Origin of the sequence: Lysinibacillus mangiferihumi (assembly GCF_003049665.1) — a bacterium.
GTDB classification, from domain to species: Bacteria; Bacillota; Bacilli; order Bacillales_A; family Planococcaceae; genus Lysinibacillus; species Lysinibacillus mangiferihumi.
Window position 1 is genome coordinate 72,729 of sequence record NZ_PYWM01000010.1, and the last position, 17,206, is coordinate 89,934.

A 17,206-nucleotide genomic window follows, 5' to 3' on the forward strand; every position below is an offset into this window, starting at 1 on the left:
TACTGAATAACGATTCATTTTATACGATAAGGGGATGGTGTAATTGAATTTAGTTTCATGTGTTCGTCAACAAGCAGCAGAGCAGCCGGAAAAAATTGCGTATCATTTTATGGGGAAAGATACTTCATATGGGGAATTTGAGCACACAGTTGGCCGCTTTGCACAGGGGTTACAAGATTTAGGGGTACAAAAAGGGGACCATGTGGCGTTTTTACTCGGCAATACGCCACATTATTTAATCGCTTTATATGCAACGATGCGTCTAGGAGCAACAGCAATTCCTGTGAATCCAATCTATACGCCAGATGAGATATCTTATATTTTACGAAATGGCGATGTTAAAGCGGTTATTGCACTCGATGCATTGCTTCCATTAGTAGAAGTAGGTGTACAGGCATTCCCAGAAGTAGTGACATTTGTCGTTTGTGAAACAACAGCAGATGTAGCTGAAAAAATAGCTGCTTTATCGGAAGAGGCAAAAGCGAAAACACATTTATTTTCGCATATTGTTGCAAGTGCCACTGGATCGTTAGAACCGGTAGACATCGCACAAGATGATACGGCTATTATATTATACACTTCGGGAACAACAGGCAATCCAAAAGGTGCCATGCTGACACACGGAAATGTTTATTCAAATGCCCGTGATGTCTCAACGTATTTAGGGTATCAAGCAAATGATCGGATTATTGCAACATTACCAGTTTTCCACGTGTTTGCATTAACAGTCGTAGTCAATGCACCATTGATTAGTGGAGCAACCGTTTTACTTACACCTCGCTTTAGCCCAAGTGAAATTTTCACATTGGCGAGAGAGCAACAGGCAACTGTCTTTGCGGGTGTGCCTACGATGTATAACTTTTTGTATTTATTACCAGAAGGCAAACCGGAAGATTTTTCAACAATTCGTTTAGCCATTTCAGGGGGCGCATCATTACCTGTTGCACTATTACATAATTTCGAGAAGAAATTTAATGTACGTGTATCAGAGGGCTATGGTTTATCAGAAGCTTCACCGGTAACATGTTTCAATCCATTAGACCGTGAGCGAAAAGCTGGCTCTATCGGTACATCGATTAATAACGTTGAAAATAGAGTGGTAGATGTTAATGGTATAGATGTTCCTGTCGGTGAAGTTGGTGAGTTAGTTGTTCGTGGTCCAAATGTCATGAAAGGCTATTATAAAATGCCTGAAGAAACGGCGATGGCCATTCGTGATGGTTGGCTTTACACAGGGGATCTTGCAAAAGTTGATGACGAAGGTTATTTCTATATCGTCGATCGCAAAAAGGATATGATTATTGTTGGCGGTTATAATGTTTATCCGAGAGAAGTAGAGGAAGTTCTATTTGCTCATGATAATATCGTAGAGGCGGCAGTTGTTGGCTACCCAGACCCTAATTTTGGTGAAGCAGTACATGCATATATCGTACTCAAGGAAGTAGCGGCTACGACAACAGATGATATTTTGGCATATTGTGCAAAGCATATGGTGAAATATAAAGTGCCAAAAGTTGTGGAAATATTAGATGAGCTTCCCAAAAATACAACAGGTAAAATTTTGCGTCGTACTTTAAAAGAAAAAGTATAAACGAATTGATAAGTCAGGCCCACCACAAAAAAATTTGTGGTGGGCTTGTTGGTTTTGGAACAGCTACTTAAATTATCAGAATTGTTTGGGTGTCTGGCACTTACGGAGAAATAAGTTGAGTGCATAAAGCCGGAGTGATAAAATCAGTCATGTGTAATCCTTCTACATACTTTAAAAGGGCTTGTCATATAGTAGGGGAGTAGTAACTTGTATACTTTGTTGTATTGTTTTGGAACCCTTTTGTGCGCAACAACGTCCAAGCTATTAAGAAAAATTAAATTGAAAGAGAGCATACAAAACCAATGATAGGACTCATTCAAGAGTTAATAAGTTTTATAATGCATATTGATGTGCATTTGGAAGAAATCATTCGTGATTTTGGTAATTGGAGTTATCTTATTCTATTTGCCATTGTCTTTGTTGAAACAGGTGTCGTGATTTTCCCATTTTTACCGGGTGACTCATTACTTTTCGCAAGTGGCACATTAACAGCTGCAATGGGCGCCTTTGACTTATGGATACTAATTCCTGTATTTTTGGCAGCAGCAATTTTAGGCGATACAATGAATTACCATATCGGTCATAAAGTTGGGACATCAATTCCTCCGAAAAGTTTTTTAGGCCGTATCGTTAAAAAAGAACGTATGGAAGCAGCGGAGAAATTTTTTAACACGCATGGTGGCAAAACAATTGTAATTGCTCGTTTCATGCCTTTCATTCGTACGTTTATTCCGTTTGTTGCAGGGGCAAGTAAGATGCATTATAGCTACTTTTTACTGTACAACATTGTAGGCGCTGTTTTATGGGTATTCAGCTGTACACTCCTTGGATATTTCTTTGGTAATATTCCAATTATTAAAGATAACTTCTCAGTAGTTCTTATTTTAATCATAGTTATCTCAGTTTTACCGGCTGTTATTGGCGCTTTTAAATCTAAATTTGGTGGGAAATAAAAAGATGCTTCAGATAACATTTGCAGGCTGATACTAAAAGAAAATTATGTTAAGCATTATTTACACTGGCTAGCCCTACCACTATTTTTGGTGGTAGGGCTTTTTGTTATTTCCATGGTGGGAGGAAAATCTATCTAAACTTTAAAAATCTCAACTATAGTGTCCGGCATCAATATGAAATATCTAATCTTAAAAATTTACTATCACAATGCAAAACTGTAGGATGCTATTGTCCAAGCTGTTACTTTTGAAAAATCAGTATAACACCCTTCTTAGTAAATGTTGCGCATGGTAAGCAAGTAAAAAGTGAAAGCAAATTTTTAATATAGATGCATAAAGTAGTAATGCTTTATCTTTTTTAGTCATAAAATGTAAATTATATAGGTAAATGCTAGTTTCTCGATAAGAAAAATTTATTATAGTGTTGAAAAAATAAGTGTAAGGTAATGAAAAGTGCTATAATAATTACTAGAAAATGGTGAATTGGAGGCAACGAAATGGAAGTATTCATCGGAAGACAGCCAATCTTTAATCTTCACGAACAGGTCGTTGCATATGAGTTGTTATATCGAAACAAAAATGTAAATTCATTTCCTGATGTCGATTCAGATGCTGCAACAGTGGATGTGTTAGTGAACTCATTTTTATCAATTGGTATTGAAGAGGTGACGAAAGGTAAGCCTTGTTTTGTTAATTTTACGGAAAACTTGCTTATGAGTTCAATCGATGAATTTTTAGATCCTTCGCAAGTAGTAATCGAGATTTTAGAAGATGTACCACTAACACCAAATCTAGTTAAGCGTGTCATTGAGCTGAAGTCGCATGGGTTTAAAATAGCGTTAGATGATTTTATTTTAAAAGAAAATGTACCAATATATGATACGCTTTTCCCGCATATTGATTTAATTAAAGTGGATTTCTTAATATCTTCTTTAGTTGAAAGAATGGAAATTGAAAATATGGTAAAGGAAAATTTCCCCCATATTAAATTGCTTGCGGAAAAAGTGGAAACACAAGAGCAATATAGAGTCGCCAAGCATTCAGGCTATGAGTTTTTTCAAGGTTACTTTTTTGAGCAACCTCAAATCATTAAAGCGATGGATATTCCCGCAAATGCCATCCAATATTTTCATATAATTTCTCTCTTAAAGGAAGAAGAACCGAACGTTCATCTGTTAGCAGAAAATATTGAACGGGACATATCGTTGACGTATAAATTATTACAAATGATTAATAATTCTAGTAAGCGTTCAAAATCGAAGATACGCTCCATTAAGCAAGCTATTTTATTACTTGGCTTAGCAAATCTTCGAAAGTGGATTTATTTACTAGCTCTGCGTGAATTCGATGATAGGGCGGATACAGATCTTTTTCAAGAGTTGATGCGAACATCTTTGTTCAGAGCAAAGGTTTGTGAAAAATTAGCCAAACGCAATTATAAGCAAAACTTTTCTGAATACTTTTTAGTTGGGATGTTTTCGTTAATTGATGCGATCTTACAAAGACCGATGAATGTTATTTTGCAACAATTACCTTTTTCAGAGGCGATTACAGAAACAATATTAGGTGGTCAAACAGAGATGACACCTTATCTTGAATTTAGTATTGCGCTTGGAAAATTAGATTGGCAACGATTAGAAGAATTAGCACCACAAATTAATATTGAAATGGCAAGTATTGATCTTTTATATAATGAAGCACTAGAATGGGCAGAAACATCATTATAATTAGGGAAAACGACAGCTTATAGGAATTGTAGCAAGGGGTGACTCCTGACGAAAGGTATTCCGCACGCAACAAGAGGTATGTGTCCTTACGGTGATGAGCGCAAAGTGCACCTGTAGCGGACAACAACGGCTTAGAAAACGAGGCTGGGACATAACTAGAAAAATTTAAGGAACGCGTTAGCGAGGGTTGCGGCTTACTGTGCTGAGCGGAAAGCACCGCCGAAGCGGACAACAAAGGCACAGCAAAAAAGTGTTAGATTGACTGCCATCAATCTAACACTTTTTCTCTTTTGTCCCAGCCTGTTTTCCTCATTTATTCAAACTACTTTCTCTTTATCAAGATGAAGTTCTCAACGTGAATACTATTTGCTATAATCATGTCGTCATCTTTAGAAAAATCTGATAGTTGAAGCGGGCGTGAGGAAATGAATCAAACACAAGATGTAAGGGCAAGTATTGTGGAATATGTTTATGTGATTGTTGGTGCCGCAGTTGTGGCAATAGGTTTTAATGTCTTTTTACTACCAAATCAAGTAGCGTCAGGTGGAGTTAGTGGCATAAGTACCATTTTACATGGTTTATTTGGCTGGAATCCTGGCCTTGTACAATATGCATTTAATATCCCATTGTTTCTAGCAGGAGTAATAATACTTGGTAAAAAGTTTGGCGTAAAATCTTTTATTGGGACAATAACATTACCGTTTATTGTGTTATTGACAAATCACTGGGAGCCGTGGACAGATAATCCTTTACTTGGTGCGCTTTTTGGCGGAATTGTTGTAGGCTTAGGAATAGGACTTGTCTTTAAGGGGAATGCTTCTACTGGTGGCACTGATTTACTAGCCCAAATTATTACAAAGTATACCGGATTATCGCTTGGTACAAGTGTACTATTAATTGATGGAATTATCGCAATTAGTGCTGCAATTGTTTTTGACTTAGAAAAAGGGCTCTATGCGTTAATTGGACTGTATGTCACAACGAAAACGATTGATATTATCCAGTTAGGTTTTAGTCAATCGAAAATGGTTTATATTATTACGTTAAAACAAGATGAAGTGCGTGATGCGATATATGCTGAAATTGATCGTGGTGTGACAAAGTTACCTGCAATTGGCGGTTATACAGGAGAAGCACGACCCGTTTTAATGGTCGTTGTCTATCAAACAGAGTTCACAAAGCTGAAACAACTCATTAAAAACGTTGATCCATCAGCGTTTGTCATCGTTTCTGATGCTTATGAGGTGTTAGGTGAAGGTTTCAAACGTGCATAATTTTGGTATAATAGCTTGGAAAGATATTCATTTACTTAGGAGGGGTACTAATGAAAAAAGCAATGTTAACATTAGTGTTCGGTTCAGCGATTTTCTTAGCAGCATGTGGTGGTGGCGGAGATAAAGCAGCTACAGATAACAAAGATACTGCTGCTGAACCAGACGGTAAAGCAATCGCAATGAAATCATGTGTTACTTGTCACGGTGGCGAGCTACAAGGTATGGGGAATACACCTGCACTAAACAATGTAGGTTCTCGTTTATCTGAGCAAGAAATTTTAGACGTAATTAACAATGGTCGTGGGGCTATGCCAGCTGGACTTATTAAAGGTGCAGACGCTGAAGCCGTTGCAAAATGGTTGGCTACACAAAAATAATACAATGAAAAAACTAGCGGTTCTGGAGACCGCTAGTTTTTCTATTTTTATCATGTGCATAAGCTTTCTGAGATAGTTTTACATTTGTTATGTACAACCTTTAACTAGAAGTAAGTATAATAGTGTTACTAATCATCATGCACACAAGTGTAAATTCATTTCTTTTATACATAGGCATGCTAAAATAAAACAATATTCAATTCGTTTGAATGGAGGCTGCAAATATTGGTCGTAGTATTGACAAGGGATGTAATGGAAAAATTTAAGCTAGAGTTATTAGGCGGCGAAGAAGGTATAGGAAGAACAATTACCACAAGTGATATTTCTAGACCGGGGCTTGAAATGGCTGGGTATTTTACGCATTATCCTGCTAATCGAGTACAGCTACTAGGGAAAACAGAGCTTTCCTTTTTTGAAATGTTACCAGCGAATGTTAAACTTGAGCGCATGCGATTGCTATGTTCACAGGATACGCCTGCTATTATTATTTCGCGTGATTTAGAAGTACCAGAGGAGCTTATTCAAGCTTCAAACGAAAAGCATGTACCTGTATTTAAAACTCACATGACAACAACGAAATTTTCGAGTAGGTTAACCAATTATTTAGAGGGACGTTTAGCACCTATGACAGCGGCACACGGTGTGTTAGTCGATGTGTATGGCATTGGTGTGCTTATTATCGGAAAAAGCGGGGTTGGGAAAAGTGAAACAGCTCTTGAACTTGTAAAAAAAGGGCATCGATTAGTTGCAGATGATTGTGTGGAGATCCGTCAAGAGTCGGAGAACTTTTTAATAGGGAGTCCGCCACCGCTGTTAGAGCATTTATTGGAAATACGAGGTATTGGTATTATCGATATCATGACACTTTTTGGGGCAAGTGCCGTACGACCATATAAACGTATTACCTTAATTATTGAGTTAGAAATATGGGATCCAGACAAGGTTTATGATCGTTTAGGTTTAGAAGAAGAAAAAATGAAAATCATTGATACGGAACTAACAAAACTCACAATTCCAGTACGACCTGGACGAAATGTATCCGTAATCATCGAAGTAGCGGCGATGAATTACCGTTTGAAGAAAATGGGTGTCAATGCAGCGGAAGAGTTTTCAAGACGCTTAGATGAAGTTATTGCTTCATCAGATGAGTTAGATGATTAATGGGAAACGGATTGTCACATATTGAGAGGAGCATAAGATGGATTTATTACTATTAGACATTAACCCGGTCGCCTTTCATTTAGGGCCAATTGCTGTACGTTGGTACGGACTTTTAATTGTGTCGGGGATTATATTAGCATATTTTGTTGGACAACGAGAGGCGGTAAAACGCGGATTACCTGAGGATTTTCTAGCTGACTTATTATTATGGGCAGTACCGATTTCCATCGTCTGTGCGCGCATCTATTATGTTTCTATGCGTTGGGATTATTATAGTGAAAATCCAGGCAATATTATTGAAATTTGGAATGGTGGTATTGCGATTCATGGTGCGTTATTAGGTGCATTTGCGACGGCTTACATATTTACGCGGATAAAAGGGGTAAGCTTTTTACGAGTAGCTGATATTGCAGCACCAAGTATTTTGATTGGTCAAATTATTGGTCGTTGGGGCAACTTTATGAATCAAGAAGCATTTGGCGGCCCAGTGTCACGTTCATTTTTAGAAAACCTGATGCTACCGGATTGGATTATTAATCAAATGTACATTGAAGAACTAGGCACATATGTACATCCTACATTTTTATATGAATCTGTTTGGAATTTCATCGGTTTATTAATATTATTGGCATTACGTAAAGTGAATCTAAATCGCGGTGAAATTTTCTTTAGCTATTTAATATGGTATTCAATTGGTCGCTTCTATATAGAAGGTTTACGTACGGATAGTCTTTATTTAGTAGGAGACTTGCGTTCGGCTCAGGTTGTTTCCATTATCGGCATTGTGATAGGTCTTGCGGCAATTATTTACCGTAGATTGAAAGTAAAGCCTGCTGTGAAATATTTGGACAATAAGTAAGGGGTGTGTAATATGGCTGTAAAAGCATTACTTTTTGATTTTGATGGTACATTGTTAAATACAAATGACTTAATCATTCAATCATTTATGCACGTGTTAGAAGAGAGATTTCCCGGGCAATATTCGCCAAAAGATTGCCTGAAATTCATGGGTCCGTCATTAAAACAGACATTTAGTGAATTAACGCCAGGTGAAGAAGACGAAATGATGGCTAAATATCGCGCTTGGAATGAAACACATCATGATGAGCTTGTCACAGAGTTTCCGGATGTTGTGTCAACTTTAGAGCAATTAAAGTCAATGGGCATTAAATTAGCCATCGTCTCAACAAAGCGCAATGCGATGATTGACCGAGGATTGAAGATCCTAGGTGCTAGTCATCTATTTGAGGTGATAGTGGGAACTGATGATGTCCAACATGTGAAGCCTGATCCAGAGCCAGTTTTACTTGCTCTTACACGTCTTGGTGTCGCAAAGGAAGACGCCATTATGATTGGTGATAATTCACATGATATTGAAGCTGGACACAATGCGGGTGTAAGAGCTGCGGGTGTCGCATGGTCACTTAAAGGGGAGCAATATTTACAGCAGTTTAATCCGGAATATCTATTGCACCATATGAAGGATTTACTTGCTATTGTGAAAGAGGGGTAAAGGGATGGCGCGTAAAACGGAAAGATATCGTGTCGAAGGAGCAAACTCGCTATGGAATGTATATGATACGGTGTCCTTTTGGAAGGTGATGAAGTGCTTCATTGTCATTCAAATTGGACGCTTCACACCTTTTTTACGCGTGAAGAACTGGCTGTATCGCACTTTTTTAAAAATGAAAATTGGTGACCAAACGTCTTTCGCTTTAATGGTCATGCCAGATACGATGTTCCCAGAACGTATTCATGTCGGCAATAATACAGTTATTGGCTTTAATACGACAATTTTAGCGCATGAATATTTAATTGAAGAGTATCGTTTAGGAGATGTCCATATTGGCAATGAAGTAATGGTTGGTGCCAATTCGACCATTTTACCGGGAGTGACAATAGGGGACGGTGCTATTGTGTCTGCGGCAACACTCGTTCATAAGGATGTACCAGCAGGTTGTCTAGCAGGTGGCAATCCGATGCAAATTATTTACACTGCGGAACAGATGGCGGAGCGCAAACGAAGTGAAGTTGTCCAATGGTGCACGCCGAAAAAGTAAAATAATGAAGATGAAAAGTGTTAGATTGACTGCAAATCAATCTAACACTTTTTTGCTATGTCGTTGATGTCCGCTACGGCGGTGCTTTCCGCTCAGCACAGTAAGCCGCAACCCTCGCTAACGCGCGGAATGCCAGCGTCTTACGTTGTGCGCGTTCTGTGCTGGAGTCATCGCCTTCGCTACCAACAACTAGTGAACACTTCTAATTTATTGCAAAAGCAAGAATAGCTAAGTTCTCCATATAGCAAAAATTTATGAACACCTTTCCTCTGTTCTTTAAATTTTTTAGTAATGTCCTAACCTCTTTTTTTGCTATGGCGTTATTGTACGCTTCAGCGGTGCTTTCCGCTCAGCACAGTAAGGCTGCAACCTTCAACTCATTTCGCTTGCAATTATTATATTTTTAAAGCAAGAACAGCTAAATTTAATGTAATGTCCGCACTTTGATGTCCCCTATATAAGTGAGGCAATCGTCTCGATAAACATTTCACTTTGTGTAAATAGGTGTATAATTAACAGAAGTATTGAAATTATTTGTGAATTTAATGTGTAAAACATTGACTGAAATAAAGGAATGAGTTAAAATACTTTCATATTCTAATTCTCTAACACTCTAGTGAATTAAAGCGAAACGTAAGGAAGTGTCAACATGTCGTCGATTAAAATGTTCGAAAAGCCACTTGGTATGCGTGATAAATTTCCGCAAATTTATGAAAAAGTAGAAGCTGTAAGACATACAGGTCGAAATTTTTTACGCTCAAGAGGCTATGAATTTATCAAAACGCCTACAGTAGAGTATTTCGATACGGTAGGGAAAGCATCTGCAATTTCCGATGCGCATTTATTTAAGCTTGTAGATAGTCAGGGCAACACCCTCGTCCTACGTCCTGATATGACAACACCGATTGCTCGAGTAGCCACTTCAAAATTATTGAAAGAAATGATACCGCTGCGCTTAGCTTACTTTGCAAGTGTATTCCGTGCACAGGAAACAGAGGGTGGACGTCCCGCAGAATTTGAGCAAATGGGTATTGAGTTAATTGGTGATCATTCCGTGTTTGCGGATGCTGAAGTAATTGTTACAGCAATGGAGCTATTAAAACAATTTGGATTAGAAAACTTCAAAGTCACAATAGGCCATGCAGGTGTCTTGAATTGTATTTTGCAGGACTATACGGAAAGCATTGAACAAGAAGATGTTCTGCGTACACTGCTTGTACAGCGCAATTATGTAGGCTTTGAGGAGGCGGTTGCATCATTTGATTTACCAAAAACAAAATCAGATGCACTGTTACAGTTTATTGAAGAGGCGATGACCTTAAAGGAAATTCGTGATATTGAAAAATATGTGCGTAAAAATGACGCATTAGAATATATGCAACAACTTGCAAAATTATTAGAAATCGCTAATCTTGCACAGTATGTCGCGTTTGATTTTACTCTTTCAAGCCATATGAGCTATTACACAGGTATGTTATTTGAAGTATTTGCTTCAGGCAGTGGTTTCCCATTAGGAAATGGTGGCCGTTACGACGGTTTGCTTGAAGTATTTGGATCAAAGGTCGGTGCTACAGGCTTTAGTATTCGTGTAGATAGATTATTAGAAACGATTACTGCACAAGCTTCAGACAAGGAAGAAGCCATTGTGGTGCTATTCGAGGAAGAAGATTTTGAAGAGGCTCTAGAAAAAATAGAGGCTTTAAGAGCAGCGGGTAAACAAGCGACTTTACAGTTGAGAAGTAGTTTAGTTGATGAAGCAGCCTTTTTAACGCATTTTACAAAGGTAGTTGTTGTTGGACAGGAGGAAATTCGCGGTGAATGAATTAACCATTGCTATGCCGAAAGGGCGCATTTTTGAAGAGGCATACCAAATGCTTATTGAAGCGGGCTTTAATTTACCAGAAGAGGTTGAAATGTCGCGTAAATTAATGATCGAAATTCCAGAAGAAAAAATACGTTTTATTCTAGCGAAACCTATGGATGTGCCTGTTTATGTTGAGCACGGTGTAGCCGATATTGGAATTGCTGGAAAAGATGTTTTACTGGAGCAACAGCGCGTGGTACATGAGCTTCTTGATTTGAAAATAAGTACTTGCTATATTGCTTCAGCTGGCTTACCGAATACGACGATGAACGAACTTGCGCCACGCATTGCGACGAAGTATCCGAACATTGCCATGAAGTATTATAAAGGGATTGGCGAACAAGTAGAAATTATTGAATTAAACGGGTCGATTGAGCTTGCGCCAATGATTGGTTTAGCGGACCGTATTGTTGATATCGTATCGACTGGACGTACGTTAAAAGAAAATGGCTTAGTTGAGTATGAGTATATTACGGAAGTTTCATCACGCTTAATTGCCAATCCAGTAAGTTACCGCATGAAAGGTGACCGCATAATCGATTTGGTGAAACGTTTAAAGAAGTGTGTCGACTAATGAATGTTGTTTCATCGTAATAACTGAAAAAACGCAAGTTGCGAAAAGGAACTGCACGAATAGCTAGAAATTTAAAGGAGACTTTTTCCATGAAAATAACAAAGTTAGCAAAAGGTATTTCCTTGAAACGACCACTAGAAGGTGGCAACGAAGAGCAATTAAAAATTGTACGACAAGTATTGGCAGATGTTCGAGCACAAGGTGACAGCGCAATACGTACATATACAGAAAAATGGGATGGCTTTGCTCCAGACAATTTACGTGTCACAAAGGCAGAGATTGAAGAAGGAGTAGAGGCAATCGACGCGCAATTATTTGCAGATTTAACAGAAGCTGCCCACAACATTCGCGTTTATCATGAGCAACAAAAACGTTCTGGCTATCGTTTGGAATTAGCGGATGGCTCTTGGCTTGGGCAACGGATTACCGCACTCGATGCAGTAGGTCTTTACGTTCCAGGAGGAACAGCGGCCTATCCTTCTTCCGTGTTGATGAACGTTATACCTGCTCAAGTAGCTGGTGTTAAGCGAATTGTTATCACATCACCGGCGGGGCGTGACGGGAAATTACCTGCTGGTGTACTTGCCGCAGCTCATATTTTAGGTGTGGAAGAAGTATATAAAATTGGTGGGGCACAGGCAATTGCAGCACTTGCCTATGGAACGGAAACAATTCAAGCCGTCGATAAAATAACGGGTCCAGGTAATATTTACGTTGCCCTTGCTAAACGCGAAGTATTTGGTGAGGTCGCGATTGATATGATTGCCGGACCAAGTGAAATTGCCGTAATCGCAGATGAAACAGCTTTTGCAGATGAGGTGGCTGCAGACCTATTATCACAGGCAGAACACGATAAGATGGCCTGTGCCATTTTAGTGACAACATCTGAGCAACTTGCTCACGGTGTGGCGCTGGAAGTGGAAAGACAATTAGCGACTTTACCACGTGAAGAAGTAGCGCGTGCCTCAATCGAAAATTTTGGCGCGATTTATATTGCTGAAACGATGTCAGATGCAGTGGAGGCAATTAATTCATTAGCCCCTGAACATTTAGAAATCGTGACCAAAAATGCCGAAGCGGTGGCAGAGCAAGTGCGCCATGCAGGTGGTATTTTCATCGGTCGATATAGCTCCGAGCCTGTTGGAGATTATTTTGCTGGCACAAACCATGTGCTACCAACAAACAGCACAGCGCGTTTTGCAAGTGGCTTAAATGTGGATGACTTCGTAAAAAAATCGAGCATCGTTTATTATACTGAAAAAACTTGGGCAACGAACGCCCCGAAAATTGCACGCTTAGCTCGGATGGAAGGCTTAGAGGGCCATGCTCGTGCTGTAGAATCTCGTGGATGGGAAAAGGAGTAAGACGATGACAGAACAGAAACGCTACGCAAAGGTAGAACGCAAAACAAATGAAACACAAATTTCAGTTGCCATTGAGTTAGATGGCGAGGGCAAGGCGGATATCCAAACAGGTGTTGGCTTTATGGATCACATGCTGGATTTATTTATTAAACATGGTCTATTTAATGGCACAATTCAAGCGAATGGTGATACGCATATTGACGACCACCATACAACGGAAGACCTTGGCATTGTATTAGGACAAGCCATTCGTCAAGCGCTCGGCGATAAGAAAGGTATTAAACGTTATGGTAATGCCTTTGTACCAATGGATGATGCACTGGCACAAGTTGTTGTCGATTGTTCAAATCGTCCACATTTAGAGTATCGTGTGCCTGAACTAAAAGAGAAAGTAGGAACTTTTGATACGGAGTTAGTGCATGAGTTTTTATGGAAATTTGCGCTTGAAGCAAGAATGAATGTCCACGTTATCGTACCGTATGGTCATAATACACACCACATTATCGAAGCTATTTTTAAAGCATTAGCTCGTGCCATTGATGCGGCAGTTGAAATTGATCCTCGCGTTAAGGGTGTACCTTCCACAAAGGGGCTGTTAACGTGAAAATAGGTGTCATTGACTATGGGATGGGTAATTTATTTAGTGTTGAACAAGCACTAAAACGACTTGGCTGTGAAGTCATTGTAACAGCACAAGAACAGGAACTAGATGAAGCCGATGCCCTGTTACTGCCAGGTGTTGGCGCTTTTCCCGATGCTATGAAACGTTTAGCTGAAACAAAATTAGATAGCTACTTACAAAAAGTACAAGCAGATAATCGACCATTGCTCGGTATTTGTTTAGGCATGCAGTTATTATTTGAGGAAAGCGTAGAGGTGACACCTACGAAGGGACTAGGTTTCTTCAAAGGCAGCATTCAACGTTTTAGCGGCATTCAAGGGGAGCAGTCCTATCGAGTACCTCATATGGGGTGGAATGAATTGATTGTGACGAATCGACCAGCATGGCTCAAAGAAGAGGCACCTGCCGAGCACGTTTATTTTGTTCATTCTTTTTATGCCACGAATATTGAACCGACAGAACTAGTGGCTTATGCTGACTACCATGGCATTGAAGTCCCAGGGATTGTTGCCAAAGGCTCGATTACAGGTATGCAATTCCATCCTGAAAAATCAGGTGAGTTAGGCGTGTACTTATTAGAACAATGGTTAAAAGGGGTGGCGGCTTGCTAACGAAACGTATTATTCCATGTCTTGATGTGAAGGAAGGACGAGTTGTCAAAGGTGTACAGTTCGTATCATTACGTGATGCAGGAGATCCGGTTGAACTTGCAAAGTTTTATGATGAGCAAGGTGCAGATGAGCTTGTTTTCCTAGATATCTCTGCATCGCATGAAGGCCGTGAAACAATGGTCGATGTAGTGCGCCAAACTGCGGCGACACTAGCCATTCCATTTACTGTTGGTGGCGGTATTCGCTCGTTAGAGGATATGAAGCGTATTTTACGCGCTGGTGCCGACAAAGTATCTGTTAATACTTCCGCTTTAGAACGCCCAGCGCTGATTAAAGAAGGTTCTGACTATTTCGGTGCACAATGTATTGTTGTTGCAATTGATGCGCGCTATAGTGAAGAAGACGGCACGTGGATGGTCTATACACACGGTGGTCGCAACAAAACATCTTGGCAAGTAATAGAGTGGGCAAAAGAAGCTGTCCGCTTAGGTGCTGGCGAGATTTTATTAACAAGTATGAATCAAGACGGTGAAAAATCTGGCTTTGATTTAGCTTTAACGAAGGCTGTACGACAGGCCGTGACAGTCCCAGTCATTGCAAGTGGCGGTGCAGGGAATGCCGAACATTTTTACGAAGTATTAGCGGACGATGTAGATGCAGATGCAGCACTTGCAGCATCCATTTTTCATTACAAAGAAACGAGTGTAGCGCAAGTAAAACAATACTTACGTGAAAAAGGAGTGGCAGTAAGATGATAGATAACATTAAATTTGACGATAAAGGTCTTGTTACAGCAGTTGTGCAAGATGCCAATACAAAAGAAGTATTAACTGTGGCTTATATGAATAAAGAATCATTAGAAAAAACATTAGAATCAGGCGAAACATGGTTTTACTCACGTTCTCGTGAAGCGCTTTGGCATAAAGGAGCGACGAGTGGTAACGTACAAAAAGTAGTGTCCATTAAAGCGGACTGTGATGGCGATGCATTAGTTGTAGAAGTACTTCCTGCTGGTCCCGCATGCCACAATGGCACAACATCTTGCTTTACGACAGTACTGCAAGAAAAAGAAAAAGTTGGTTCGGTTAGTATTATCCCTGAGCTAGTCAAAGTAATTGAAAAGCGTGAGCAAGAAATGCCTGAGGGTGCATATACTACATATTTATTCGATAAAGGCATCGATAAAATTTGTAAAAAAGTCGGGGAAGAAGCAACAGAGGTAGTTATCGGTGCAAAAAATCGTGATCCAGAAGAAGTAAAATGGGAAGCGGCTGATTTAATTTACCACTTATTAGTTTTACTGCAAGAACAAAAAGTAAATGTTTTTGACGTATTACATGTGTTGGAAAAACGTCACGAGGAGAAATAACAGCATATCGCTTATTGTATGGTATAATATGAGTTACTGTAAAAAGGAACGTATAATGCGTTCCTTATTTCTTGTTTCGGAGGAAATATTTTGGAAAAGAAACGTCAAAAAGAGAAGCAAACGAATGTCGTATCGTTCATTCCAACAGGCGACTATTATTATAAAAAGTCAATTCAAGCGATGAATAGCGGTCAAATGGATAAAGCCTATAAATATTTACAGCGTGCTGTAGATTTAAGTCCGGATGATCCAATGATTTTATTGCAACTAGCGATTGTAGAGTTAGAAGGTCAAGGTTTTGAGGAAGCCTATGATCTGCTTCGTCGTGCCTATCAATTAGACCCCAATGAGCCGGAAATTATTTTTTATATGGCTGAGGTATCAGGATGTGTCGGCATTATTCAAGATGCCAAACGCTTTGCAGAGCAATACTTAGAAATGGAACCAGAAGGTGCATATGCGGATGAAGCGGCAGAAATATTAGATTTTGTTGCTTTTGAGCACAATGAATATGAAGAGCTTGAAGGCAGTGGCGAGGATTTATATCGGCAGGAGCAAGCACGTCGTTGCATGGAAAAGGGTGACTTTCCAGAAGCAATCAATATTTTAGAACAATTAGTAGAAGATAGACCGGAATTTTGGTCAGCATACAATAATTTAGCTTTAGCTTATTTTTATGTAGGTGAAGCGGAACAGGCTAAAGCGATTTTGAACACGGTTTTGCGTGAAAATAAAGGGAATCTCCATGCATTGTGTAATCTAACGGTTATTGCCTACTATGAGAAAAATGATGAGGAATTAAATGCTCTTTTAGAAGTATTGGTGAAAATTCAACCTTATGCTTGGGATCATCGTTACAAATTGGGCGCAACGCTTGCGCTGATTGGTCAATATGAAACTGCATTTAAATGGCTACGAAGCATGCAGAAGCGTGGTTATTTAGGTGATCCAGGGTTTTACTTTTGGTTATCTCATGCGGCCTACTTTTCTGGTTACGATGATATTGCCAAAAATGCTTGGGAGCAGTTACTTGAGTTAGATCCAGATAAAGAAGGTTTTGAACCTTGGCGTCAGCAGGAAAATACATATGAGCTTGACGCATTAGAGCATGATCGTGACTTCATTGTAGCGAAGCTTGAAAGTGAGTATATAAGTGATCGTTTATTTGGCTTGTTTTTATTACGAGGAACAGCGCATAAACAGGAAATCATTGCGCATCCTAAATGGATAGATGTAGAGCAATTTGGTGCTTTTGAAAAGCTTTTTTTAGCTTATGCACTAGGCCATCAGTTTGATGAGAAAAACAAAGTAGAGGCAAGTTTTTTAAGAGCCGTACGTGTACCCGAGATTTTGTTGGAGCACTATGGAAAATTGACGACAATCGTCGCACCAATGTTCCAAATGTGGTTCGTGCTTTGTGAACAAGCACTTAGTCAAAATTATCGCTTTACAAATCCGGCTGCTATTGCAGGTGCAAATGATTTTTTATTCCGCTCATCTCGCATGTTGAAGGTGACGAAAAAAGAAATCGCAGAGCAATATGGCATATCTGTAGCAACATTATCGAAATATATAGATGAAATATTAATGTACTTACCAACGAGTTAAATTGAAGCTGTGAGCAACTTAGTTGAATAACTTCATGCTTTCACATACGAT

The 17,206-nt window shown here is 39.3% G+C and carries 17 protein-coding genes; all 17 read left to right on the forward strand.

All coding sequences use genetic code 11. The features are described 5' to 3' along the window. Positions 1 to 43 precede the first annotated feature (43 nt). The 17 genes from C9J37_RS11435 (at position 44) to C9J37_RS11515 (ending at position 17,155) form a co-directional block, all read left to right on the forward strand. Positions 44 to 1,591, forward strand: a complete 1,548-nt coding sequence (locus tag C9J37_RS11435) for a fatty acid--CoA ligase family protein (protein ID WP_107895448.1) — start codon at positions 44 to 46, stop codon at positions 1,589 to 1,591. Between the two features lie 305 nt (positions 1,592 to 1,896). Beyond that, the gene (locus C9J37_RS11440; RefSeq protein ID WP_407656243.1) at positions 1,897 to 2,544 is read left to right on the forward strand and encodes a VTT domain-containing protein; all 648 of its coding nucleotides are present in this window, start codon (positions 1,897 to 1,899) and stop codon (positions 2,542 to 2,544) included. Positions 2,545 to 3,041: 497 nt separating this feature from the next. Next, positions 3,042 to 4,271 (forward strand): EAL and HDOD domain-containing protein, encoded by a 1,230-nt coding sequence (locus C9J37_RS11445; protein WP_107895450.1) that lies wholly within the window; start codon positions 3,042 to 3,044, stop codon positions 4,269 to 4,271. Positions 4,272 to 4,696: 425 nt separating this feature from the next. Next, positions 4,697 to 5,545, forward strand: coding sequence for a YitT family protein (locus tag C9J37_RS11450; protein ID WP_069514576.1), 849 nt, complete (start codon positions 4,697 to 4,699; stop codon positions 5,543 to 5,545). Positions 5,546 to 5,595: 50 nt separating this feature from the next. Further along, entirely contained in the window at positions 5,596 to 5,922 is a 327-nt protein-coding gene (gene cccB / locus C9J37_RS11455; protein ID WP_107895451.1) for a cytochrome c551, read from the forward strand. A gap of 225 nt (positions 5,923 to 6,147) precedes the next feature. After that, positions 6,148 to 7,083, forward strand: coding sequence for an HPr(Ser) kinase/phosphatase (hprK, locus tag C9J37_RS11460; RefSeq protein WP_069514570.1), 936 nt, complete (start codon positions 6,148 to 6,150; stop codon positions 7,081 to 7,083). 37 nt (positions 7,084 to 7,120) lie between these two features. After that, on the forward strand, positions 7,121 to 7,942 hold the full coding sequence (gene lgt / locus C9J37_RS11465; protein ID WP_107895452.1) for a prolipoprotein diacylglyceryl transferase: 822 nt from the start codon (positions 7,121 to 7,123) through the stop codon (positions 7,940 to 7,942). Between the two features lie 12 nt (positions 7,943 to 7,954). Then, on the forward strand, positions 7,955 to 8,596 hold the full coding sequence (gene ppaX / locus C9J37_RS11470; protein WP_107895453.1) for a pyrophosphatase PpaX: 642 nt from the start codon (positions 7,955 to 7,957) through the stop codon (positions 8,594 to 8,596). Positions 8,597 to 8,600: 4 nt separating this feature from the next. Then, positions 8,601 to 9,143 carry an acyltransferase gene (locus C9J37_RS11475; protein WP_024363886.1) on the forward strand — a complete coding sequence of 181 codons (543 nt, stop codon included), beginning with the start codon at positions 8,601 to 8,603 and terminating at the stop codon, positions 9,141 to 9,143. 649 nt (positions 9,144 to 9,792) lie between these two features. Next, positions 9,793 to 10,965 carry an ATP phosphoribosyltransferase regulatory subunit gene (locus tag C9J37_RS11480; RefSeq protein ID WP_107895454.1) on the forward strand — a complete coding sequence of 391 codons (1,173 nt, stop codon included), beginning with the start codon at positions 9,793 to 9,795 and terminating at the stop codon, positions 10,963 to 10,965. Beyond that, positions 10,958 to 11,581 (forward strand): ATP phosphoribosyltransferase, encoded by a 624-nt coding sequence (hisG, locus tag C9J37_RS11485; protein ID WP_024363888.1) that lies wholly within the window; start codon positions 10,958 to 10,960, stop codon positions 11,579 to 11,581. Before C9J37_RS11480 ends, hisG begins: the two co-directional genes overlap by 8 nt. A gap of 89 nt (positions 11,582 to 11,670) precedes the next feature. Next, positions 11,671 to 12,945, forward strand: coding sequence for a histidinol dehydrogenase (hisD, locus tag C9J37_RS11490; RefSeq protein WP_107895455.1), 1,275 nt, complete (start codon positions 11,671 to 11,673; stop codon positions 12,943 to 12,945). Positions 12,946 to 12,949: 4 nt separating this feature from the next. Next, positions 12,950 to 13,549 carry an imidazoleglycerol-phosphate dehydratase HisB gene (gene hisB, locus C9J37_RS11495; protein ID WP_024363890.1) on the forward strand — a complete coding sequence of 200 codons (600 nt, stop codon included), beginning with the start codon at positions 12,950 to 12,952 and terminating at the stop codon, positions 13,547 to 13,549. Continuing rightward, the gene (gene hisH / locus C9J37_RS11500; protein WP_107895456.1) at positions 13,546 to 14,178 is read left to right on the forward strand and encodes an imidazole glycerol phosphate synthase subunit HisH; all 633 of its coding nucleotides are present in this window, start codon (positions 13,546 to 13,548) and stop codon (positions 14,176 to 14,178) included. The genes hisB and hisH overlap by 4 nt, the downstream gene beginning before the upstream one ends. After that, positions 14,172 to 14,933, forward strand: a complete 762-nt coding sequence (gene hisF, locus C9J37_RS11505) for an imidazole glycerol phosphate synthase subunit HisF (protein ID WP_069514549.1) — start codon at positions 14,172 to 14,174, stop codon at positions 14,931 to 14,933. The genes hisH and hisF overlap by 7 nt, the downstream gene beginning before the upstream one ends. Then, the gene (hisIE, locus tag C9J37_RS11510; protein ID WP_107895457.1) at positions 14,930 to 15,547 is read left to right on the forward strand and encodes a bifunctional phosphoribosyl-AMP cyclohydrolase/phosphoribosyl-ATP diphosphatase HisIE; all 618 of its coding nucleotides are present in this window, start codon (positions 14,930 to 14,932) and stop codon (positions 15,545 to 15,547) included. Before hisF ends, hisIE begins: the two co-directional genes overlap by 4 nt. A gap of 90 nt (positions 15,548 to 15,637) precedes the next feature. Next, the gene (locus C9J37_RS11515; protein ID WP_024363894.1) at positions 15,638 to 17,155 is read left to right on the forward strand and encodes a tetratricopeptide repeat protein; all 1,518 of its coding nucleotides are present in this window, start codon (positions 15,638 to 15,640) and stop codon (positions 17,153 to 17,155) included. Positions 17,156 to 17,206: the final 51 nt, after the last annotated feature.